Annotated in this window: 18 protein-coding genes and 2 tRNA genes; 7 read left to right on the forward strand and 13 right to left on the reverse strand. The window is 70.9% G+C overall.

The annotated features are described in order from the left end of the window. Positions 1–53 precede the first annotated feature (53 nt). Positions 54–347: a hypothetical protein gene (locus ACFVTH_RS16210; RefSeq protein WP_387093036.1), complete on the forward strand. Its 294-nt coding sequence runs from the start codon at positions 54–56 to the stop codon at positions 345–347. On the opposite strand, the gene ACFVTH_RS16215 is transcribed toward ACFVTH_RS16210, so the two are convergent. From ACFVTH_RS16215 to ACFVTH_RS16250, 8 genes are all read right to left on the reverse strand, one after another. Further along, the gene (locus ACFVTH_RS16215; RefSeq protein WP_387093670.1) at positions 344–1,528 is read right to left on the reverse strand and encodes a benzoate/H(+) symporter BenE family transporter; all 1,185 of its coding nucleotides are present in this window, start codon (positions 1,526–1,528) and stop codon (positions 344–346) included. The genes ACFVTH_RS16210 and ACFVTH_RS16215 overlap by 4 nt on opposite strands. A gap of 51 nt (positions 1,529–1,579) precedes the next feature. Beyond that, positions 1,580–2,857, reverse strand: a complete 1,278-nt coding sequence (clpX, locus tag ACFVTH_RS16220; protein ID WP_386940940.1) for an ATP-dependent Clp protease ATP-binding subunit ClpX — start codon at positions 2,855–2,857, stop codon at positions 1,580–1,582. Between the two features lie 113 nt (positions 2,858–2,970). Beyond that, positions 2,971–3,729 (reverse strand): AAA family ATPase, encoded by a 759-nt coding sequence (locus ACFVTH_RS16225; protein WP_387093038.1) that lies wholly within the window; start codon positions 3,727–3,729, stop codon positions 2,971–2,973. A gap of 9 nt (positions 3,730–3,738) precedes the next feature. After that, positions 3,739–4,407: an ATP-dependent Clp protease proteolytic subunit gene (locus tag ACFVTH_RS16230; protein ID WP_387093041.1), complete on the reverse strand. Its 669-nt coding sequence runs from the start codon at positions 4,405–4,407 to the stop codon at positions 3,739–3,741. Positions 4,408–4,433: 26 nt separating this feature from the next. Then, a complete protein-coding gene (locus ACFVTH_RS16235; protein ID WP_387093043.1) occupies positions 4,434–5,018 on the reverse strand; it encodes an ATP-dependent Clp protease proteolytic subunit in 585 nt (194 codons plus the stop codon). Positions 5,019–5,091: 73 nt separating this feature from the next. Continuing rightward, the gene (locus ACFVTH_RS16240) at positions 5,092–5,583 is read right to left on the reverse strand and encodes a tetratricopeptide repeat protein (protein ID WP_387093046.1); all 492 of its coding nucleotides are present in this window, start codon (positions 5,581–5,583) and stop codon (positions 5,092–5,094) included. Between the two features lie 93 nt (positions 5,584–5,676). Continuing rightward, entirely contained in the window at positions 5,677–7,134 is a 1,458-nt protein-coding gene (tig, locus tag ACFVTH_RS16245) for a trigger factor (protein ID WP_387093049.1), read from the reverse strand. Between the two features lie 49 nt (positions 7,135–7,183). After that, positions 7,184–7,257 (reverse strand) — tRNA-Pro (locus ACFVTH_RS16250). Between the two features lie 181 nt (positions 7,258–7,438). Here ACFVTH_RS16250 and ACFVTH_RS16255 point away from each other — a divergent pair. From ACFVTH_RS16255 to ACFVTH_RS16265, 3 genes are all read left to right on the forward strand, one after another. Further along, entirely contained in the window at positions 7,439–11,221 is a 3,783-nt protein-coding gene (locus ACFVTH_RS16255; RefSeq protein ID WP_387093052.1) for an SCO7613 C-terminal domain-containing membrane protein, read from the forward strand. A 107-nt stretch (positions 11,222–11,328) separates the two neighbouring features. Beyond that, positions 11,329–11,399: transfer RNA gene (locus ACFVTH_RS16260), tRNA-Gly, on the forward strand. A 393-nt stretch (positions 11,400–11,792) separates the two neighbouring features. Continuing rightward, positions 11,793–12,146 carry a hypothetical protein gene (locus tag ACFVTH_RS16265; RefSeq protein WP_387093055.1) on the forward strand — a complete coding sequence of 118 codons (354 nt, stop codon included), beginning with the start codon at positions 11,793–11,795 and terminating at the stop codon, positions 12,144–12,146. Between the two features lie 37 nt (positions 12,147–12,183). On the opposite strand, the gene ACFVTH_RS16270 is transcribed toward ACFVTH_RS16265, so the two are convergent. Next, positions 12,184–12,714 carry a hypothetical protein gene (locus tag ACFVTH_RS16270; RefSeq protein ID WP_387093058.1) on the reverse strand — a complete coding sequence of 177 codons (531 nt, stop codon included), beginning with the start codon at positions 12,712–12,714 and terminating at the stop codon, positions 12,184–12,186. Between the two features lie 418 nt (positions 12,715–13,132). Next, complete coding sequence (locus tag ACFVTH_RS16275) at positions 13,133–13,528, reverse strand: SHOCT domain-containing protein (RefSeq protein ID WP_387093061.1); 396 nt, start codon at positions 13,526–13,528, stop codon at positions 13,133–13,135. Positions 13,529–13,698: 170 nt separating this feature from the next. Here ACFVTH_RS16275 and ACFVTH_RS16280 point away from each other — a divergent pair, with 170 nt between their 5' ends. Genes ACFVTH_RS16280 through ACFVTH_RS16290 form a run of 3 tightly spaced genes read left to right on the forward strand, consistent with a single transcriptional unit; the run spans position 13,699 to position 15,925 of the window. Beyond that, entirely contained in the window at positions 13,699–14,187 is a 489-nt protein-coding gene (locus ACFVTH_RS16280; protein ID WP_387093064.1) for a Dps family protein, read from the forward strand. A 45-nt stretch (positions 14,188–14,232) separates the two neighbouring features. Next, positions 14,233–15,174 carry an alpha/beta fold hydrolase gene (locus ACFVTH_RS16285; RefSeq protein ID WP_387093067.1) on the forward strand — a complete coding sequence of 314 codons (942 nt, stop codon included), beginning with the start codon at positions 14,233–14,235 and terminating at the stop codon, positions 15,172–15,174. Positions 15,175–15,226: 52 nt separating this feature from the next. Further along, the gene (locus ACFVTH_RS16290) at positions 15,227–15,925 is read left to right on the forward strand and encodes a hypothetical protein (RefSeq protein ID WP_387093070.1); all 699 of its coding nucleotides are present in this window, start codon (positions 15,227–15,229) and stop codon (positions 15,923–15,925) included. A 40-nt stretch (positions 15,926–15,965) separates the two neighbouring features. Here ACFVTH_RS16290 and ACFVTH_RS16295 read toward each other — a convergent pair whose 3' ends face one another. Genes ACFVTH_RS16295 through ACFVTH_RS16305 form a run of 3 tightly spaced genes read right to left on the reverse strand, consistent with a single transcriptional unit; the run spans position 15,966 to position 19,655 of the window. Beyond that, on the reverse strand, positions 15,966–16,625 hold the full coding sequence (locus ACFVTH_RS16295; RefSeq protein WP_387093073.1) for a response regulator: 660 nt from the start codon (positions 16,623–16,625) through the stop codon (positions 15,966–15,968). A gap of 47 nt (positions 16,626–16,672) precedes the next feature. After that, positions 16,673–18,133, reverse strand: coding sequence for a sensor histidine kinase (locus ACFVTH_RS16300; RefSeq protein WP_387093076.1), 1,461 nt, complete (start codon positions 18,131–18,133; stop codon positions 16,673–16,675). After that, positions 18,123–19,655 carry a multicopper oxidase family protein gene (locus ACFVTH_RS16305; RefSeq protein ID WP_387093078.1) on the reverse strand — a complete coding sequence of 511 codons (1,533 nt, stop codon included), beginning with the start codon at positions 19,653–19,655 and terminating at the stop codon, positions 18,123–18,125. The genes ACFVTH_RS16300 and ACFVTH_RS16305 overlap by 11 nt, the downstream gene beginning before the upstream one ends. Positions 19,656–19,725: the final 70 nt, after the last annotated feature.

A 19,725-nucleotide genomic window follows, 5' to 3' on the forward strand; every position in this document is an offset into this window, starting at 1 on the left:
CGATGCTAGAATTCGAACACATGTTCGAATGACTGGCCCGATCGGAGGTGCCCGTGCCCCAGCTGGAGGAGCCCGTCGAGCTGTGGACCGACGACGCGGGCACGCCGCTGCGCCTGGTCTGGCGAGCCCGGCGATTCCGGGTCAGCGACACCCCGACCGCCCTCGTCGGCACGTGCGGGTGGTGGCGGCCGTTCGCCGAGCACGACGTCTCCCCCGGCCGCGCACCGCTCGAGATCTCGGGGTGGCGATTCCAGGCGAGCGCCGACGACGGTGAGACCCATGTCTTCGACGTCGAGCACGAACCGGGCGACGACGCGAGATGGCGCATCGTGCGCCTCTTCGACTAGTCGTCGACGACGTCTTCCGTCGGCGCGTCGGCACGCCGGGTCGCCTCGCGCGCCGGCACGACCGGATCCGCGGCGCTCCGCGGCCGCAGCCACAGCATGAGCACCCCGCCCACGATGAGCCCCCAGAACGCCGAGCCGATGCCGGCGACGGCAACGCCCGATGCGGTCACGAGGAAGGTGCCGATCGCGGTGATGCGCTGCCCGGGCGCCTCGAGCGCGGTGGTGAGCGCCGTGACGAGGGCGCCGAGCAGCGCGAGCCCGGCGACCGCGGTGATGATGATCGGCGGCGATGCGTGCACGATCGCGGCCGCGAGACCGGCCCCCACGCCGAGCAGCAGGTAGACGACACCCGAGGAGACGGTCGCGATCCAGCGTCGCCGCGGATCGGGCGCCGCCTCTGGGCTCGCCATGATCGCAGCGGTGATCGCGGCGAGGTTGATCGCGTGCCCGCCGGCCAGTGCGGCCGCCATCGAGGCGGCCCCCGACGTCATCAGGACCGGCCGCGGCCGGAGCCGGTACCCGAACGTCGACATGACGGCGAACCCGGGAACGTTCTGCCCGGCCATCGTGACGATGAACAGCGGCAGGCCGAGGCTCACGATGACGAGAGGATCGAACACGGGAGCCACGAACTCGAGGCGCGGGACGACCGCGTCGTTGCCGAGCACCGCCGGCCCCGCGATGACCGCGATGCCGACGACGGCCACGAGCATGGCCGCGGGCACCGCCCAGCGCGGCGCGAGCCTGGCGAGCAGCAGCCACACGAGCACCATCGGGATCGCGATCGCCGGCTGCTCGATCGCCGCGGTCACCGGGGCGATGCAGATCGGGAAGAGGATGCCGGCGAGCATCGCGCTCGCGATGGGCTTCGGGATGCTCGTGATCGCCCGGCCGAGCGCAGGCCAGAGCCCCGCGAGCACGATGAGGACACCGCAGACGAGGAAGGCGCCGGTCGCCGCGGCGAAGTCCTGGGTCGTGCTCGCCGCGGCGACGAGCAGCGCCGCCCCCGGCGTCGACCAGGCGAACGACACGGGCACGCGCATGAGGACCGGCAGCACGATGCAGGTGATGCCGGTGGCCAGGCACAGCGCGAACAGGCCCGACGCGGCCTGCGCGTCGGTGGCGCCGACGGCGACCAGCCCTGCGATGACGAGCGCGAACGAACTGGCGAACCCCGTGATGGCGGCGATGACGCCCGCGACGACGGTGTGGAAGATGGGCGGCGCTCTCGCCTAGGCCGACTTCTCGGCGCGGCGCGGCTTGTGGGGAACGATCGTCGGGGCCGCGTTGTCGAGTACCGCGGCGCGCGTCACGACCACGCGGGCCACGCCCGTCGAGGACGGCACCTCGAACATGATCGGCCCGAGCACCTCCTCCATGATCGCCCTGAGGCCGCGGGCACCCGTCTGGCGGAGCACCGCGAGGTCGGCGATCGCCTCGAGGGCGGCCTGCTCGAAGTCGAGCTCGACGCCGTCGAGCTCGAACATGCGCTGGTACTGCTTGACGAGGGCGTTCTTCGGCTCGGTGAGGATCTCCATCAGGGCCTCCTGGTCGAGCGGCGTCACCGTCGCGACGACCGGGAGCCGGCCGATGAACTCGGGGATGAGTCCGAACTTGTGCAGGTCTTCCGGGAGGACCTCGCTGAAGATGTCGGCCTCGTCCTCCTTGTTGTGGAGCGGCGCACCGAAGCCGATGCCGCGCTTGCCCGCGCGCGAGGAGATGATGTCCTCCAGCCCGGCGAACGCGCCGGCGACGATGAACAGGACGTTCGTCGTGTCGATCTGGATGAACTCCTGGTGGGGATGCTTGCGCCCGCCCTGCGGCGGCACCGAGGCGACGGTGCCCTCGAGGATCTTCAGCAGCGCCTGCTGCACGCCCTCGCCCGAGACGTCGCGCGTGATCGACGGGTTCTCGGCCTTGCGGGCGATCTTGTCGACCTCGTCGATGTAGATGATGCCGGTCTCGGCCCGCTTGACGTCGTAGTCGGCGGCCTGGATGAGCTTCAGCAGGATGTTCTCGACGTCCTCGCCGACGTACCCCGCCTCGGTCAGCGCGGTCGCGTCGGCGACCGCGAAGGGGACGTTGAGCTGCTTCGCGAGGGTCTGGGCGAGGTAGGTCTTGCCGCAGCCGGTCGGGCCGATCAGCAGGATGTTCGACTTCGCGATCTCGACGTCGTCGTGGGCGCGGTCGGCGGTCGTCAGCGTCGCCTTCGCGCGCACGCGCTTGTAGTGGTTGTAGACCGCGACCGCGAGTGCCTTCTTCGCAGCCTCCTGGCCGATCACGTACTCCTCGAGGAAGGCGAAGATCTCCTTCGGCTTCGGCAGCTCGAACTCGCCGGCCTCGGTCTCGCCAGCCTCGGCGAGACGCTCCTCGATGATCTCGTTGCAGAGTTCGACGCACTCGTCGCAGATGTAGACGCCGGGTCCGGCGATGAGCTGCTGGACCTGCTTCTGGCTCTTTCCGCAGAAGGAGCACTTCAGCAGATCGGCGCTCTCTCCGATGCGTGCCATCGAAACCCTCCCTGTCGACGAGTCTGTTCCGAGCCTAGCCCGAGTTCCGGCGGTTGCGGCGTAGCCCGAGCGATTCGACACGCCAGCGGGTTCGCCCGCCGCGAACCGCCGACTCAGTCGATGAGATGACGCAGATATCGGCGCGGGTCGTCGAGGTACGAGCGCCAATGCGCCACGAGCTCGAGGTCCTCCCAGCTGGTCTCGCGGATGCCCCACTCGCCCAGCTCGAGGATCGTCGCGCCGGGCACGGAGGCGAGGATTGGCGAGTGGGTCGCGCAGATGACCTGCGTGCCCCGGGCGACCATGCGATCGAGGCCGGCGATCCAGCCGAGGATCGAGGAGAACGACAGCGCGGCCTCGGGCTCGTCGAGGCAGACGAGCCCGGCCACGAACTGCGGGTGGTTGAGCTTGTTGTCGAGCAGGTCGTTGAAGGATTCGCCGTGGCTCAACGAGTGGAGGTGGCGATCGGGGCTGTCTGGCAGATCCTCGAGGTAACTGTAGTAACCGTGCATCGTCTCGGCCCGGAGGAAGAAGCCCCACCGCGGCGCCCACGGGCTGCGCTCGATGCGCAGCCACTCGCCGAGCGGCGACTCACTCGGTCTGGTCGATCGCCCCCCGTTGTTGCTGCCGCCCTCGGGCGGGAGTCCGTACGCGGTCGCGATGCCCTCGAGCAGTGTCGACTTCCCGCTGCCGTTCTCGCCCACGAGGAAGGTGAGGCCGGGCATGAAGTCGAGGCCGCGGTCATCGATGAGCTGCGCGACCGCCGGCACCGTCGCGGGCCACACCCCGCGGTCGACGGGCGCGTCCGCATACAGCGAAACGCGGCGGATGGCCCGGCTGTCGTCCAGCCGATCATCCGCCGCGTTCGTCACGCTGCGAGGCTACCGGGTGATCGCCGGCAGGCTCTTGCGCGAGGTGAGCACCTGGTCGATGAGGCCGTACTCGAGCGCCTCGGCCGCCGAGAGGATCTTGTCGCGGTCGATGTCGGTGTTGACCTGCTCGGGCGTGCGGTTCGAGTGGCGCGAGAGCGTCTCCTCGAGCCATCCGCGCATGCGCAGGATCTCGGCCGCCTGGATCTCGATGTCGCTCGCCTGGCCGTGCCCCGCCTCGCCCATGGCGGGCTGGTGGATGAGCACGCGCGCGTTCGGCAGCGCAAGGCGCTTGCCGGGGGTGCCCGCAGCCGCGATCACCGCGGCGGCGGAGGCCGCCTGGCCGAGCACGACGGTCTGGATCTGCGGACGGATGTACTGCATCGTGTCGTAGATCGCGGTCATCGCCGTGAAGGAGCCGCCGGGCGAGTTGATGTAGAGGATGATGTCGCGGTCGGGGTCCATCGACTCGAGCACCAGGAGCTGGGCCATGATGTCGTCGGCCGAGGCGTCGTCGACCTGCACGCCGAGGAAGATGATGCGGTCCTCGAAGAGCTTGGCGTACGGGTCCTGGCGCTTGTAGCCGTAGGCGGTGCGCTCCTCGAAGCTCGGCAGGATGTAGCGCGAGCCCGGCGCCTGCACGCCGTTGAAGGCGGTGCCACCGAAAGCAGGGATGTTCATTCGCTCGTTCTCTCTTCTCTCGATGCCTACGCCTGGGTTCCGCCGCCGCCGGCGACGTCGAGCGCCGACTCGCGGATGTGGTCGACGAAGCCGTACTCGAGGGCCTCCTGGGCGTTGAACCAGCGGTCGCGGTCGCCGTCGGCGTTGATCTGCTCGACCGACTTGCCGGTCTGCGCCGCGGTGATCTCGGCGAGTCGCCGCTTCATGTCGAGGATGAGCTGCGCCTGCGTCTGGATGTCGCTCGCAGTGCCGCCGAAGCCGCCGTGTGGCTGGTGCAGCAGCACGCGCGCGTTCGGCGTGATGTACCGCTTGCCCTTCGTGCCGGCGGTGAGGAGGAGCTGCCCCATGGAGGCCGCCATGCCGATGCCGACGGTGACGATGTCGTTCGGCACGAACTGCATCGTGTCGTAGATCGCCATGCCGGCCGTGATCGAGCCACCGGGCGAGTTGATGTAGAGGTAAATATCCTTCTTGGGGTCCTCTGCGGCGAGCAGCAGCAGCTTCGCCGCGATCTCATTGGCGTTGTCGTCGCGCACCTCGGAGCCAAGCCAGATGATGCGGTCCTTCAGCAGTCGATCGAAAACACCGGTGCCTGGTGTCGGTTCGGCCATGTGTCGCTCCGTTTCGGTTGTCGCGTTGAATCGAATCTATCCGGTGCAACGCGCGCGAACGGGGCTGTTCGCCCTAGGCGGATGCCGCGAGCTCCGCCGCGTAGGCGGCGAGCGACACGCGATACCGCGGCAGGTGCGGTGCGAGGGCCGCGAGGGCGTCGGATGCCGCGCGGCGGGCGTCGCCCGCATCGACCCTCGCGAGCGCGCGGAACGCGACGACGGCGTCGCGCAGCTCGCCCGCCTCGGGCTCGATCTCATCGAGGAGCGCGATCGACTCGAGTGGCCGCCCGAGGTTGCGGATCGTGGAGGCGAGCTGGATGTGGGCCTGCACCCGCTCGGAGCCGGTCAGGCCGCCGTCGATCGCTCGCCGGTAGAGCGGCTCGGCCTCCGCCTCGAGCCCGGCGGAGTCGCGGGCACCGGCCCGTTCGAAGAGTGCGAGCGGGTCGTCGTCTCCCCGTTCGCCGGCCAGTGCGTCGATGCGCTCGATGACGGCGAGGTCGCCGAGCTCGTCGGCCGCAGCCCACACCTCGTCGACTCGACGCTGCCACTCGCTCGCCTCGGTCATCCGGTCCACTCCCTCTTCCGTCGTGATCGCGCCTGGTGGAGACGGCGAAAGGGCCGAGCGGGAACGCTCGACCCTTTCGCGCGACGATGCGGATTACTCCGCGTCGGCCTTCTTCGGCGCGCGCTTGCGAGCCGGCTTCTTCTCCTCCGCGGGGGCCTCGGCGGCCTCCTCGGCCGGCGCCTCGGCGGCGGCCTTCTTCGGAGCGCGCTTCTTCGCGGCGGGCTTCTTCTCCTCGGCGGGCGCCTCGGCGGCCTCGTCGGCGGCCTCGTCGTCGCCGACGGCGGTGAACTCGGAGAGGTCGACGGGGTTGCCCGCGGCATCCGACACCTTCGCCTTGCCGAGCGCGATCGCGAGCGCCTTGTTGCGCGCGACCTCGCCGACCATGGCGGGGATCTGGCCCTGCTGGCTCAGGATCTGCACGAACTCGTTCGGGTCCATGCCGTACTGGGCCGCACCCTGCACGAGGTACTGGGTGAGCTCCTCCTGGCTGACCTGGACCTTCTCGGCCTCGGCGATCGCGTCGAGCAGGATCTGCGTCTTGAACGCCTTCTCGCTCGACTCGGCGACCTCGGCGCGGTGCACGTCGTCCTCGAGCCGGCCCTCGCCCTCGAGGTGACGGTGCACCTCGTCGTCGATGACGCCCTGGGCGACGGGCACGTCGGCGAGCTCGAGGAGCTTCTCGACGAGGAGGTCGCGCGCCTGGTTGCCCTGGCCGAAGACCTTGTTGCGGCCGGCCTGCTCCTTGAGCGACGCGGTCAGCTCGGCGAGGGTGTCGAACTCGCTCGCGATCTGCGCGAAGTCGTCGTCGGCCTCGGGGAGCTCGCGCTCCTTGACCGCGCCGACGGTCACGCTGATCTCGGCGGTCTCGCCCTCGTGGTCGCCGCCGAGCAGCTTCGAGGCGAACGTCGTGGACTCGCCGGCCGAGAGCGTGTCGAGCGCCTCGTCGATGCCCTCGAGCAGCTCGCCGGAGCCGAGCTCGTAGGAGATCCCGCTCGCGGTGTCGACCTCGGTGCCGTCGATCGTCGCGACGAGGTCGAGGGTCACGAAGTCGCCCGACTTGGCGGGGCGGTCGACCGTGATGAGCGTGCCGAAACGGCTGCGCAGGCGGTCGAGCTCCTCGGTGACCTCGTCGTCGCCGACCTCGACCGTGTCGACGGTCAGCTCGAGACCGTCGTACGCGGGGATCTCGATCTCGGGGCGCACGTCGACCTCGATGGCGAGCAGCAGGTCGCCCGAGAAGTCCTTCTCGCTGGGCCACTCGACGATGTCGGCCTCGGGGCGGCCCATCGGGCGCAGCTCGTGCTCGGCGACGGCGGCGCGGTAGAAGCCGTCGAGGCCCTCGTTGACCGCGTGCTCGAGCACGGCGGCCTTGCCGACGCGCTGGTCGATGATGGGCGGCGGCACCTTGCCCTTGCGGAAGCCGGGCACGTTGACCTGCTCGGCGATGTGCTCGTACGCGTGGGCGATGCTGGGCTTCAGCTCGTCGGGCGTCACCGAGATGGTGAGCTTGGCGCGAGTGGGGCTCAGCTTCTCAACCGAAGTGGTCGGCATGGGGAAGATCTCCTGTTGTGTGGAAGTTCGTGTCGAGTCGAGCAACTCGTCGGGGCGACAGGATTCGAACCTGCGACTTCCCGCTCCCAAAGCGGGCGCTCTACCAAGCTGAGCTACGCCCCGAGTCGCCGACTCAACTCGTCGATTCACCCGCGCGGGCATGCCGAAACACACGTCAGGCGGGTGGACCCCCGAAAGTCTACTGCACTCGCGACGCCCGTCGCTGATCGCCCCGGGGCGCGGTTCGCGGCGCGTCTGTGGATCGATCGCGCGATCCGGGGTGCTCGACTGGCAGAGTGTCGCCATGACCGACCGACCGACCGCCGCTGCCAACGGCGTGCTCCGCTGGCCCGCCGATCCCGCGTTCTTCGTCGACACGACGCGCTGCCCCGCCTGCTTCGCGCTGCTGCCCGCTCCCCGCTGCGCCGCGTGCGGGCTCGACCTCAGCGTGCCCGCCTCCGTCGAGCTGCTCGAGGTCGGCACCCGCCTCCACGCGGAGAGCGTGTCGAGGGCCGCGCTCATCGCCGGCATGCGTGCGGCGCAAGCGGCGCCGAAGGTCTCGGTCGCGACGCAGCCGTCGGCCTCACAGGAGGGCACCACGACACCGTCGATCGACGCCCCGACGACGGATGTCCCCGCAGCCTCGGTATCGGCGACGGTCGCCGCGGTCGCGGCGACTCCGCCGGCCGTGCCGGCGCCCGCGGCGCCCGCGATGTCGGCACCGCAGCCCGCGTCGCCGACCTCGGCCGCCGCGCCGCCCGTCGAGCCGGCGGCATCCGTGGCGCCGGCCGCCACGGACGATCACCGCCCGCGCCGTTCGGGCGTCCAGGTGTTCCTGCTCGGACTCGGCGTCGTGCTGCTCTCGATCACCGCGATCGTCTTCCTCTTCTACGCCTACCTCGTGACGACCCTCGAGGTGCGGTCGATCATCACCGCCGCCCTGAGCGTCGTGGTGCTCGGCATCGCCTGGCTCCTCCGGGCGCGACGGCTGCCCGGGACGGCCGAGGGCGTCGCGGTCGTCGCGGTCGTGCTGCTGCTGCTCGACGTCTGGATCGTGCGTGCCAACGGGCTGTTCGGCACCGACGCGCTCGACGTCGTCGCGTACACGGGCGGCGCGCTCCTCGTCGTGGCGGCGCTGCTCGTCCTCGCCCGCCTCCTGACGGGCATCCGCACGACCGGCGTCGCCGGCGCCGCACTCCTGCCGATCGCGACCTACCTCCTCGCGACGCAGTTCGCCCCCGACAGCGACGTGTCGACCGGGGTGTGGGCCGGTTCGCTCGCCGTGGCCGCGCTCGGCGCCGCCGCGCTCGCCCTGCCGCCGCTCGTCGAGCGGACGATCCTGCTCGCCGCCGGGTTCGCGGGCGGCGGGCTCGCGACGCTCACCGCGGCCTGGGCGATCCCCGAGCTGGCCTGGCATCCGCTCTGGGGCTTCCTCGGCGCCGCTGCGGTCTGGTTCCTCCTCGTCGTCGCGCTCGGCGCACGCGCCGGCTCGGTCGCCCCGGCGTGGCGTCTCGTGGCGGCCTCGGCGTTCGGCCTGAGCACCGCGCTGGCCCCCGCGGTGGCGATCGCCGTCGAGGTCGAGCCGGGGACGGCCATCTGGCTGGCTCCGGCCGTCACCGGGGCGGTGCTCTGCCTCTTCGCCGTCCTCCTCCGCCGTCGGGGCGTTCGGCCCGGCGCCGAGCTGGGCGCCTTCCTCGGCGCCGCGCTCGTGGCGGCGGGCTCGGCGCTGCCCGGCGCGCTCGTCGGGCTCGCCGCGATCGGCGCCCGCTTCATCGCCGGCGTGCCCGCACCCGGGGTCGGCCGCGGCGGCGCGCTCGCCCTCGACGCCGCGACCGAACTCGGCGCGGTGCTCCTTCCGGTCGTCGTCGCCCTCGGCAGTGCCGCGACCCTCGCGATCCTCGGCCGGCTCCGCCGATTCCTCGCGGTGCCGGTGGGTGCGGCACTCGCGGCACTCGTCGTGACCGGTGCCGCAGCCGACGCACCCTGGCTCGCCGCGACGATCTGGGTCGCCGTCGCGCTCGGCGCGCTCGCCTGGGCGGGCTTCGCCCCCCGCACCCCCGCGGTGCTCGCGGTGCTCGTGATCGCGGGCGTCTCGTCCGCGATCCTCGCCGTGACCTTCGGCTTCACCGCGCCCGACGTCTGGCCGCTGACGAGCGCAGCCGCGCTCGTCGCCGTCATCGGCGGACGAGTGCTGGCAGGCCGGATCTGGGGCACCCGGGCGACCCCGGTGGGCCTCGCGCACGTCGTCGCCGCCGCTCTGCTCGCGATCACCGTGCTCGCCTCTGTCGTGTGGTGGCTCGAGTCGCGCGGCATCCGGTTCGACGAGCCGGGCGCAGCCCCCTGGCTGGTGCTCGGCGTCGGCTCGGCGGTGCTCCTCGGCGTCGCCGGCCTCGCACCGGTCGGGTCGAGGGGCGACCGGATCGCCTTCGCCGTGCCGGTGCTCGGCAGCGCCGTCGGCGCGTCGGGCGAGTTCGTCGTCGATGCACCGGGCGCCGAGTGGTCGTGGCTGCCGGCGACGCTGCTCGCGGCCGCCTCGGTGCCCTGGCTCCGACGTTCGGCGCCGTCGGGGATCCGCATCGCCATCGCCGCCGTCGCGCCGCTCGCCCTCGGCGCGGCGAGCGGGCTGCTCGCGCTCGAGCTCGCCGGCGACGACGCCGTGGCCTACACCGTGGCCGCAGCAGCCCTCGCGGGCTCCGGACTCGCGCATCTCGTCACGCGCGGCCGCGGTGACGCGGCCATGATCGGCTGGTCGGCGGCGGTCGCACTCCTCGGACTCGTCGCGATCACGTGGGCGTTCGCGGGAGCCGGCGAACCGTGGCTGGTGTTCGCGATCCTCGCCCCGGTCCCGATCGTGCTCGCCGCGCTCGCGGGCGACCCGATCGCCGGCGAGAGCCCCCAGCGGCACGTCGCCTGGCTGACCGCCGCCCTGGCGGTCGCGGCCGTCTGGAGCCGGATGCTCGGCGACGGGGTCGAGGTCGTGGAGGCGTACACGCTGCCGCTGGCCGCAGCGCTGATCCTCTGCGGCCTCCTCATCACCTGGCGACGCGCGCCGGCCGGCACGACCGCGCGCGGCCGCACGGCGCTGTTCGCCGTCGCCGCGGGCGTGGCGGTGCTGCCGAGCATCGGGTCGGCGGCCGACTCCGAGCTGCGAACGCTCGTGCTCGTCTCCGCGGGCGCCGTCGTCGCCCTCGCCGCGGGGTTCCTCCCGCGGTCGCGGCGCGGCGTGCCCGTGCGCCTGATCGCCGCAGTCACCGGCTGGACCGCCGTCACGGGCCCCGCGCTCGTGCGCGGCCTCTCGGTCGCCCGCACGGGGGACGGCGTGCTCCCGCCCGAGTTCTGGCCCCTCATCGCACTGGCGTGCGGCGTGGTCGTCACCGTGGTGTGGGCGCGGACGGGCTCCCGCCCCGAGCAGCTCGCCGAGGTGGGGCTTGCGGCGTCGCTCGCCGTCTCCTCGCTTCCGACCCTGCTCGCGATCGTCTCGGGCGACGAATCGTCGCTGCGCGCGGCCGTGCTCTTCACCGTCGTGGGCGCAGCACACGTCGCCGGGGCCGCGACCCGGGCCAGACCGTTCGCGGGCCCGGTCTTCGCCTGGACGACCCGGGGCATCCTCGTGCTCGGCGGTGTGCTCGCGCTCGTGAGCGCCACCGTCGACCCCTTCGACCTGATCACCGTCCCCATCGGCCTCGCGTTCGTCGCAGCAGGCACCGTCGCGATGCGCCGCTCCCCCGAGCTCGGCAGTTGGCCCGCGCTCGGCGTCGGGCTCGCGATCCTGCTCGTGCCGCCGCTGCTCGCCGACTTCCTCGATCCCGAGCTGTGGCGCAACGTCGCTCTCGGCGTCGTCGCCCTCGCGACCCTGCTCGCCGGAGTGGTCCGACGCCTCCAGGCGCCGTTCGTCCTGGGCGGCGGGGTGCTGCTCGTGCATGCGATCGTGCAGCTGTGGCCGGCGATCACCTGGCTCTCCGAGGCCGTCTGGTGGTGGCTGTGGCTCGGCATCGCCGGGGTCCTGCTCGTGGTGCTCGCGGCGACGTACGAGCGCCAGCTGCGGCTCGCGCGCAGCACCATCAGCTCGATCGGCGCGCTGCGCTAGCGATTCGGCCGGGTGCGGCCGGCCTCGGGCCGGCCCGCCGGGCGCCGACGTGCACGATTGGGCCGACGGCGTGTACTACGATGATCCAGTGCCCGCGAGCGGGTCACGGGGATGTAGCTCAATGGTAGAGCCTCAGTCTTCCAAACTGATTACGCGGGTTCGATTCCCGTCATCCCCTCCGATCCCGAAACCCCCGGTCAGCCGGGGGTTTCGTCGTATCTGGGTACCTAGCCGCCGAGCCCGGCGCTGGCCTCCCGTGCCAGCTGCGTGCCATTAGCGGTCGAGTTCGCACCCGGCAGAGCCGCTCTCAGCGGCACGTCGATGCCAGGCCGAAATACGCCCGAACGGCCCGGATGACGTTGGCATCGTTCGCGTAGCCGACCGTCTGTGCGATCTCGCTCCAACTGGTACCTGCGACGCGCATGCGCCATGCCCGCGATGCGCGGTCGCCGTGGTCCGCGCGGAGAATGTGCCGGTCAGCTGTCATTTACCTGTCTCTCCTCGTCGCCAGGGTACTCCGCCAGAGCACGCTTGAGAACGTCTGGGCGATCGATTCGCATAGGCTCAGGCCATGCCGCGGGGTGAAGAGCAATGGCTGGAGCGGAGCATCGCCGACCGCAAGATCCTGATCACCGCAATGGAGGAGGGTTACGTTGCCGAATTGCTGCCCGAGTCCTTTGTTATCACCTCGACCAGCCGCCAGCGAGATTTCCCTACCCTCGACCTTCCGACCGCTCGCGACGCGCTTCAACGACTGATCGAACGAGGTCTGGTGGGCACCTACATGCTCAACTCTGAAGATGAGTACTTGGGCGATGCCGCGATCGCGTCCGTTCGGAGCGTCGCGGTTTGGACTGACCCGGGAAGCGGTGGCCTATGTCTCTTCCTGACAGAACTGGGCGAGCAAGCGGTCGGCATCGAATAGCCACTTCTCGACGGTCGACTCGTTCGACCAGCGCGGCCTAGTTGGTCTCCCACCTGAACCCAAGATTCAGCCGGTGCCAGGATTCCTGGCTGGACCGATCGACGATGCGCGTGGCGCTCTCGACAGTCGGGCGGAGGATGTCGGCAGTCTCGTCGTCGAGCGTGTCGAACCAGGCGAGGAAGCATCGGCCCGCTTCGCCTGCAAGCCGGTTAACGTCCCAGAGTGGCCGGTCTGCCCGCGGATCGGTGAGGTGAGTGAGCTGCTTGTTGATCGCCGTGCGAATCTCGGGTTCGAGAAAGCCAGGGCGATCCCATGCCGCCGCGAGCTGCTTCGCACGTAGGTCGTCGGAGCGCGTTGCGCCCGCGCCGAGGAATTCGTCGAGCACCCGGACGTGCACGAGAAATGATTCGAGAAGCGCTGTGAGAGTGCCGAGCGGCAAGTTCGATTCCGCGCCAAGTCCCCAGCCGTCGAGCAGCGCCGAGTAGCAATAGTCCAGAACGCCCAACTCGTACGTGAGCTCGCGTCGTACGAGTTCGCGATCCGGTACACGGTCGTGTGGGGTCTCCATTCCGACATCCTGCATCGTGCTGGCGCGAACTCGTGGTAGCTGTCGGGAGCGGCGCCAGGGTTCTGAATCCCGGATTCTGACCGAACCCAACCCATACGACGAGACGCCGAGCGAGCGATTCGAGCACGCCTGCATCCATTCGGGAGGGGTAGGGGGCGTGCCAGCGCGTGCCAAAGCCGTGCCATAAGCGCGTGTCACGACGTTGCGCGAGACTGCACGACGTTGCGATGGAAATCGGGGCTGGCCAGCAACTTGCCCGACCTGCCGCGCCACTCCCCTACACCCGAATCCGGACTTCCAAACTGATTACGCGGGTTCGATTCCCGTCATCCCCTCCGAAACCGCAGAAACGGCCCGCGACGATGTCGCGGGCCGTTTCGCGTCTGCGGGGCGGCGAGCTCCGGCCGCCGCCCGCCCATCAGAACTTGTTGCCGAGTGCCTTGCTCTTCAGCGCGTCGAACTCGCCCTGCGTGATGGTGCCGGCGTCGAGCAGCGCCTTGGCCTTCGCGATCTCGTCGGTGGGGCTCGCGAACGAGACCGACCGGATGTAGTCCTCGCTGTACTCCTCGTATTCCTGCTGCTTGCGCGCCGCCCGATCGGCCATGCCGCTGCCGCGCGCGATCAGGTAGACGAGCGCGGTGACGAACGGCACGAACACGAGGAAGATCAGCCAGACGGCCTTCAGCCAGCCGTTCAGCGAGTGGTCGCGGAACACGTCGATGATGATGTAGATCAGCGCGAACAGGTACGCGACGTACGCGAACGCCCAGAACAGGAACCAGAACCAGTCCCAGAGAGTGTTGAGGAAGAACATGTGCGCAGACCCCTCTCGATCGGAATGAGCACAAACTATCGGTTTGCCGCGGCCACGGGGAAGAATGACGCGCGAAGTCAAGCCCGGGTGAGCCTTGCCTGCCCTTCCTTGAAATACGCGGGTATCTGCGTAGCGTTGAACACGACATCACTCCAGGGAAGGTGGACACGATGACCGACATCCAGACCGCACCGAAGACCGGATCGAACGCCGACGTCGCCGCGGGCGTCGCCCAGTACCTCACCCCCGTCGTCCACGAGCTCGTGGCCCTCGCCGTCAACGGCAAGCAGGCCCACTGGCACGTTCGCGGGGCGAACTTCATCGCCGTGCACGAGCTGCTCGACGACGTCGTCGCACATGCGCAGGACTGGTCGGACCTCGCGGCCGAACGCGTCGTCGCCCTGGGCCTGCCGATCGACGGCCGCCTCGGCACCGTCGCCGCCAAGAGCGGCGCGAAGGACCCGAAGCTCGGCTTCCTGCCCTACGACGAGGCGATCGCCGACGTCGTCACCCAGATCGACCTCGCGACCGAGAAGGTCAATGCGGCGATCGAGGGGCTCGGCGAACTCGACCCGGCGAGCCAGGACGTCGTCATCGAGATCCGGCGCGGTCTCGACAAGGACCGCTGGTTCCTCTTCTCGCACATCGCCGTCAAGTAGGCGATTCGATGGCGGGCTGACCGGGCCCGGGTGCAGAATGCCGTTATGACGGCGGAAGCATCCGGGCCCGAGCCGTCTCCGCGTGCCGAGCACGCCGAGGCGGCATCGAACCGGCATCGGGAGCGCAAGACGCCCCGGCGCCCGCAGTCGTCGCTCGCGGAGCACTGGACGACCATCGACGGACTCGACGTGTTCTACCGCGAGTCGCCGTCGCCGCCTCCTGGCGCCCCCGTCGTCATGCACGTGCACGGGTTCGGGCTGTCGGGCCACTACCTGCTGCCCACGGCCGAGCTCCTCGCCGACGACTTCCACACGCTCGTGCCAGACCTGCCGGGGTTCGGTCGGAGCGCTCGCCGTTCCCGCTCCGAACTGACCCTGACCTCGCTCGCCGAGGCGGCGGCGCGGTTCCTCGACGACCGCGGCATCGAGAAGGCCACCCTCCTCGGCAATTCGATGGGATGCCCCGTCATCTGCGAGTTCGGCCATCACTTCCCCGACCGCCTCGAGCGCGCCGTGCTCGTGTCGCCCGCCGGAGGCCTGCACAACCAGCCGCTCGTGCGGGCGATGGCGCAGCTCGCGCGCGACGGCGGGCGGGAGCCCACCCGAATGGTGCGGGTCGCGGCACCCGACTACCTGAAGTTCGGGGTCGCGAGCACCGTCAAGATGTTCGGCGCGCTGACCCGGTATCCGACCCTGGAGCGGCTCCTCTCGCTGCCCGTGCCCATCCTGGCGGTGATCGGCGACCGCGATCCGCTCATGCCCGATCCGAGCCGGGTGCACGAGGTCGTCGCCCACGTCGACACCGACGTGACCGTCGTCGTGATGGAGGGGGCGGCGCACGCGATCAACTTCAGCCACCCCGGCGAGCTCGCGCACATCGTCCGGCAGTTCATGGCCGACGAGGCGATCACCGACGATCCCGACGCCCCCGGCGAGTCGAAGGTGACCGAGCTCCATCGCGGCCGACGCGGACCGCAGCAGGCCTGAACGCGCGACGTCCGCCATGGCGGGTCGCGCGGCGCGGGTGCAGAATGCGGGTATGACGGCGGATGCCCCGGGGACCGCGTCGTCCGACGGCGAGGAGGCCGTACCGCTCGGCGATGCGCAGAAGTCGTTGCGCGCCCAGATGCTCGCGACCGAGCACTGGAGCCTGCTCGCCTCGCGGTCGACGACGCAGAGCGAGGTACTCACGCGCATCGCGATCTTCCTCACCCTGGTGTCGGCCGGGCTCGTCACGCTCGGAGTGCTCGGCAACGCGACCGGGTTCCGGGGCTGGTTCGGGGTCGCGGCACTCGGCATCCTCGCGCTGCTCGTGCTGCTCGGTGCGATCACGCAGCTCCGGGTGTTCAACTCGGCGACCGAGGATCTCGCGTACGTGCTCGCGATGAATCGGTTGCGGGGCGCCTACCTCGATCTCGACCCCGGCCTCGAGCCCTACTTCCTGATGGGCACGAGCGACGACGAGACGGGCATCGGCACGACGTACTATCCGTTCGCCGTGCGCGACCGCTCGCAGGTGTTCGCGAGCTCGGCGATGGTCATGCTCGTCGTGAACACGGCGCTCATCGGCCTCTTCGTCGGCGTCGTGGTCGCCGCCCTCGGCGCCCCGCTCGGCTGGTCGATCGCCGCAGGGGTCGTCGTCTCGCTCGCGCAGTTCGTGCTCTGGATGCTGAAGGGGTACCGCAGCTACCGGCAGGTCGTCGGCGCGCACGTGCCGCTCCGCCGGGCTGCGGGCTGACGGGCCCGATCACGCCGTCGCCGGCGCTCGCGAGCTGCGATCAGCGCTGCAGCCAGGTGAGCACCGCGAGCACGCGCCGGTGATCGGTGCCCGAGTCCTCGAGTGCGAGCTTCTGGAAGATCGACGTCACGTTCTTCTCGACCGCGCCGACGCCGATGAAGAGCTGCTTCGCGATGCCGGCGTTCGTGCGCCCCTCGGCCATGAGCTCCATGACCTCGCGTTCGCGCGGGGTGAGCGAGGCGAGCGGATCGCTGCGCCGCGACAGCAGCTCGCGCACGACCTGCGGGTCGAGCACGGTGCCGCCCTCGCTCACGCGCTCCACCGCGTCCTCGAGCTCGTCGAGCGAGGCGACCCGGTCCTTCAGCAGGTAGCCCATGCCGCCTTCGCCCGAGGAGAGGAGCTCATGGGCGTAGGTGCCCTCGACGTACTGGCTGAGCAGCAGCACCCCGAGCTTCGGCCGGCGACGGCGGAGCTCGATCGCCGCCCGAACGCCCTCGTCGCGGAACGTCGGCGGCATGCGCACGTCGAGCACCGCCAGGTCGGGTTCGGTCTCGTCGATCGCGGCGAGCAGCGAGTCGGCCTCGCCGTAGGCTGCGACCGTCTCGAAGCCCGCCTCGTCGAAGAGGCGGACGAGGCCCTCGCGCAGGAGCACCGAGTCCTCGGCGAGCACGATGCGGAGGGGGCGGTCCTGGTCGGTCATGGCCCCACACTATCGAGGGGCGGGACCGGGCGCGGACGCCTACGGCGCTACTCGACCGCCGGCGTCTCCTCGGACGCCGACGCGCCCTGCGCAGGCGCCTCGGCGGGGGCGACCGGGACGTACGGGATGTGCGCCCCGACGCTCGTCGGCCCGCCGAGCGGGCTGTCGACCACGAAGAGTCCCTGGAGGCCCTGCACCCGGTCGGCGAGCCCGGCGAGCCCGTGCCCGGGCATGGCCGACGCCCCGCCGCGTCCGTTGTCGGTCACCCAGAGATCGAGCCAGTGCCCCGTCTCACCCGTGTCGCGCGTCGAGACGACGAGACGCACCCCGGTGGCCTCGGCGTGCTTCGCCGCGTTCGTGAGCAGCTCGGCGACGACGAAGTAGGCGTTGCGCTCGATCGGCGCCGGCAGCGAGGCATCCGGCAGTGCGATCTCGACCTCGACGGGCACCGGGCTGCGCGCCGCGAGCGAGCGCAGGCCGACCGCGAGCCCGCGATCCTGCAGGATGGGCGGGGCGAATCCCCGCGAGAGCGCACGCAGCTCGTCGAGGGTCTCACGGGCCTGGTCGCGGGCCTCGCCGAGCAGTTCACGGGCCGACGCGGGGTCGCGGTCGAGCTTGCGCTCGATCGCGGCGAGGTCCATCTGCAGGCGCACGAGGCGCTGCTGGGGGCCGTCGTGGATGTCGCGCTCGAGGCGTCGGAGCGAGGCGTCCTCGGCCTGGACCGCGGCGCCGCGCGAGGCGGCGAGCTGCGCGACCTCGCGCTCGAGCGCCTCGGAGCGCCAGGCGCCGAGCATGCCCCGCGCGATGACGTCGTGCAGCAGCGTGAGCCCGCGGAACACGAGCGGCAGCGTCGCGAGGAAGACGAGCCCCACGACGAACTCGAAGATCGTCTCGGCTGCCCGCGGATCGACGTCCCACCCGTTGCCGGGGAAGAGGAACTCGAGCACCCACTCGACCGGCCAGGCGTCGCGACCCGACTCGGGGATGTAGCGCTGCCAGATCCAGCCGGTCGTGCCGCCGAGCGCGACGGCGGTCCAGGTGATCGTGAGGCTCCAGCTGATGACGCTCACGATCGGGTTCACGACCATGCCGTGCAGCAGGTAGAGCCAGTAGTGGCCGTCGACGAACGGCGCGAACGTCGCACGCCAGAAGCCCTGCTCGCGATCGCCGCGGCCCCATGCGGGCTGGACGGTCTCGGGTCGCCCCGCCCAGCGCAGCCGCACGAGCTCGAGCGTGCCGAATCCGCGTGCCATGTACAGCGAGGCGACGACGATGAAGATGCCGAACACGAGGGCGATGAGGCCGAGACCGGTGAAGAACGTCGTCGACAGCAGCACGAGCGCGATGATCGCGATCGGCATCGTGAGGAAGAGGAAGCCGAACTCGCGCGGCACCGTCGCCCACATCGACCAGTAGCCGCGGCGGCGCGTCGGCGGGGTCGTTTCGGCGGCGGTCGGCACCGCGGTCGGCGCGGCAGCGGGTCGGGGGTTCGTCATCTCAGTGCTCATGGTGGGTTCCTCCAGTCATCGTGGCAGATTGACCGGGCTCGACGACGGCGAACTGCCCCATCATCCCCTGGTCCTCGTGCCACAGCAGGTGGCAGTGGTACATGTACGGCGTGTCGGTGTCGGTGTAGTCCTCGAACCGCATGAGCAGTTCGACCTCCGTCTCGGGCTCCGTGAAGATCGTGTCCTTCCAGCCGGCGAGCTCGGCCGGCGGCGCCTCGCCGTCGATCGACGCGATGCGGAACTGCACGTCGTGGACGTGGAAGCTGTGCGGCAGCTGCGTCGTGTTCGCGACGACCCAGCGTTCGAGGCTGCCGACGGTGACGGTCTCGTCGACGCGCCCCATGTCCATCGCCTCGCCGTTGATCTCGAAGCTGTCGCCGAGCTCGAAGCGCCGCGTCGTGGCGACCTGCGTCTCGTCGAAGTCGGCGATCGTGCTGAGCCGCGCCGGCGGCTCGGGCGCAGGTTCGAGGGTCTCGGCTGCGCGCACCTCGAGCACGTCGAACGCGTCGCTTCCGCCGTTCGTCGCGGCGACCGGGCCGACGAGCCCGGCGATCCCGGGCGTCATCCTCGACTGCAGCACGAGCCGCTCGCCGGGGGTCACCCGCAGCAGCACCTCGGCGCGTTCGCCCGGCGAGAGGCGCACGTGGTCGAGGTCGACGGAGGCCTCGAGGAGTCCCCCGTCGGTCGCGACGAGCCGGACGGGCCGCCCGTCGCTCCAGGTGAAGGCGTAGGTGCGGGCGGTCGAGGCGTTCAGCAGTCGCAGCCGCACGAGCTCGTCGCCGACCTCGAGGTACGGGCTGCGCGTGCCGTTCACGAGGAGCTCGTCGCCGAGCCCGCCGGCGTAGCCCCGCTGCTTCCCCTCCAGGGCGCCGGTCTCGGAGAATCCTGTGTCCTGCACGATCACCGGGATGTCGTCGACGCCGTACTCGGCCGGCAGCCCGAGGGAGCGCTCGTGCTCGTCGTGCAGGAGGAACATTCCCGCGAGCCCGCGGGCGACGTGGTCCTCGGTCTCGCCGTGGGGGTGCGGGTGGTACCAGAGCGTCGCCGCCCGCTGGTCGACGTCCCACTCGGGCGACCACGAGGCATCCGGCTCGACCATCTGGTGGGGGCCGCCGTCCATCTCGGGCGGCAGGTGCATGCCGTGCCAGTGCACCGTCGTCGGCTCGTCGAGCGAGTTCGTCACGTCGACGCGCACGTGCTCGCCCCGCTCGGCGACGATCGTCGGGCCGAGGTACGAGCCGTTGAAGCCCCACGTGTCGCTCGGTTGACCCGGTTCGAACTCGGTGACGCCGGCCTGGGCGTCGAGGGCGAAGACGCGCGTTCCGTCGGCGTCGACGTTCGACTCGGCGAGCGGCGGGATCGCGAGCGGGCGGTCGAAGTCGACCTCTCCGACGGTCGAGACCGGGCCGGGCGTGACGATGCCGCACCCGGCGAAGGCCACGGCGACCAGGCCGCCGGCGGCGACGGCCGCGATGGCGCTGCCGAGCGTGGCAGCGGGGCGGCGGAGACGTGTTCGAAGCATGACTCCAGCCTCGCGACCGGCGCCGAGGCGCCCCACCCGGCGGGCGCCCGGATCGCGGCGGGGGTTTTCC

The organism is Agromyces sp. NPDC058104 (assembly GCF_042884835.1).
Taxonomy (GTDB): Bacteria; Actinomycetota; Actinomycetes; order Actinomycetales; family Microbacteriaceae; genus Agromyces.

Coding starts and splice junctions, on each gene's coding strand:
- clpX (WP_386940940.1), bottom strand. CDS start 2,857: ATGGCACGCATCGGAGAGAGCGCCGATCTGCTGAAGTGCTCCTTCTGC.
- ACFVTH_RS16230 (WP_387093041.1), bottom strand. CDS start 4,407: ATGAACATCCCTGCTTTCGGTGGCACCGCCTTCAACGGCGTGCAGGCG.
- ACFVTH_RS16235 (WP_387093043.1), bottom strand. CDS start 5,018: ATGGCCGAACCGACACCAGGCACCGGTGTTTTCGATCGACTGCTGAAG.
- ACFVTH_RS16240 (WP_387093046.1), bottom strand. CDS start 5,583: ATGACCGAGGCGAGCGAGTGGCAGCGTCGAGTCGACGAGGTGTGGGCT.
- tig (WP_387093049.1), bottom strand. CDS start 7,134: ATGCCGACCACTTCGGTTGAGAAGCTGAGCCCCACTCGCGCCAAGCTC.
- ACFVTH_RS16255 (WP_387093052.1), top strand. CDS start 7,439: ATGACCGACCGACCGACCGCCGCTGCCAACGGCGTGCTCCGCTGGCCC.
- ACFVTH_RS16265 (WP_387093055.1), top strand. CDS start 11,793: ATGCCGCGGGGTGAAGAGCAATGGCTGGAGCGGAGCATCGCCGACCGC.
- ACFVTH_RS16270 (WP_387093058.1), bottom strand. CDS start 12,714: ATGGAGACCCCACACGACCGTGTACCGGATCGCGAACTCGTACGACGC.
- ACFVTH_RS16275 (WP_387093061.1), bottom strand. CDS start 13,528: ATGTTCTTCCTCAACACTCTCTGGGACTGGTTCTGGTTCCTGTTCTGG.
- ACFVTH_RS16280 (WP_387093064.1), top strand. CDS start 13,699: ATGACCGACATCCAGACCGCACCGAAGACCGGATCGAACGCCGACGTC.
- ACFVTH_RS16285 (WP_387093067.1), top strand. CDS start 14,233: ATGACGGCGGAAGCATCCGGGCCCGAGCCGTCTCCGCGTGCCGAGCAC.
- ACFVTH_RS16290 (WP_387093070.1), top strand. CDS start 15,227: ATGACGGCGGATGCCCCGGGGACCGCGTCGTCCGACGGCGAGGAGGCC.
- ACFVTH_RS16295 (WP_387093073.1), bottom strand. CDS start 16,625: ATGACCGACCAGGACCGCCCCCTCCGCATCGTGCTCGCCGAGGACTCG.
- ACFVTH_RS16300 (WP_387093076.1), bottom strand. CDS start 18,133: ATGAGCACTGAGATGACGAACCCCCGACCCGCTGCCGCGCCGACCGCG.
- ACFVTH_RS16305 (WP_387093078.1), bottom strand. CDS start 19,655: ATGCTTCGAACACGTCTCCGCCGCCCCGCTGCCACGCTCGGCAGCGCC.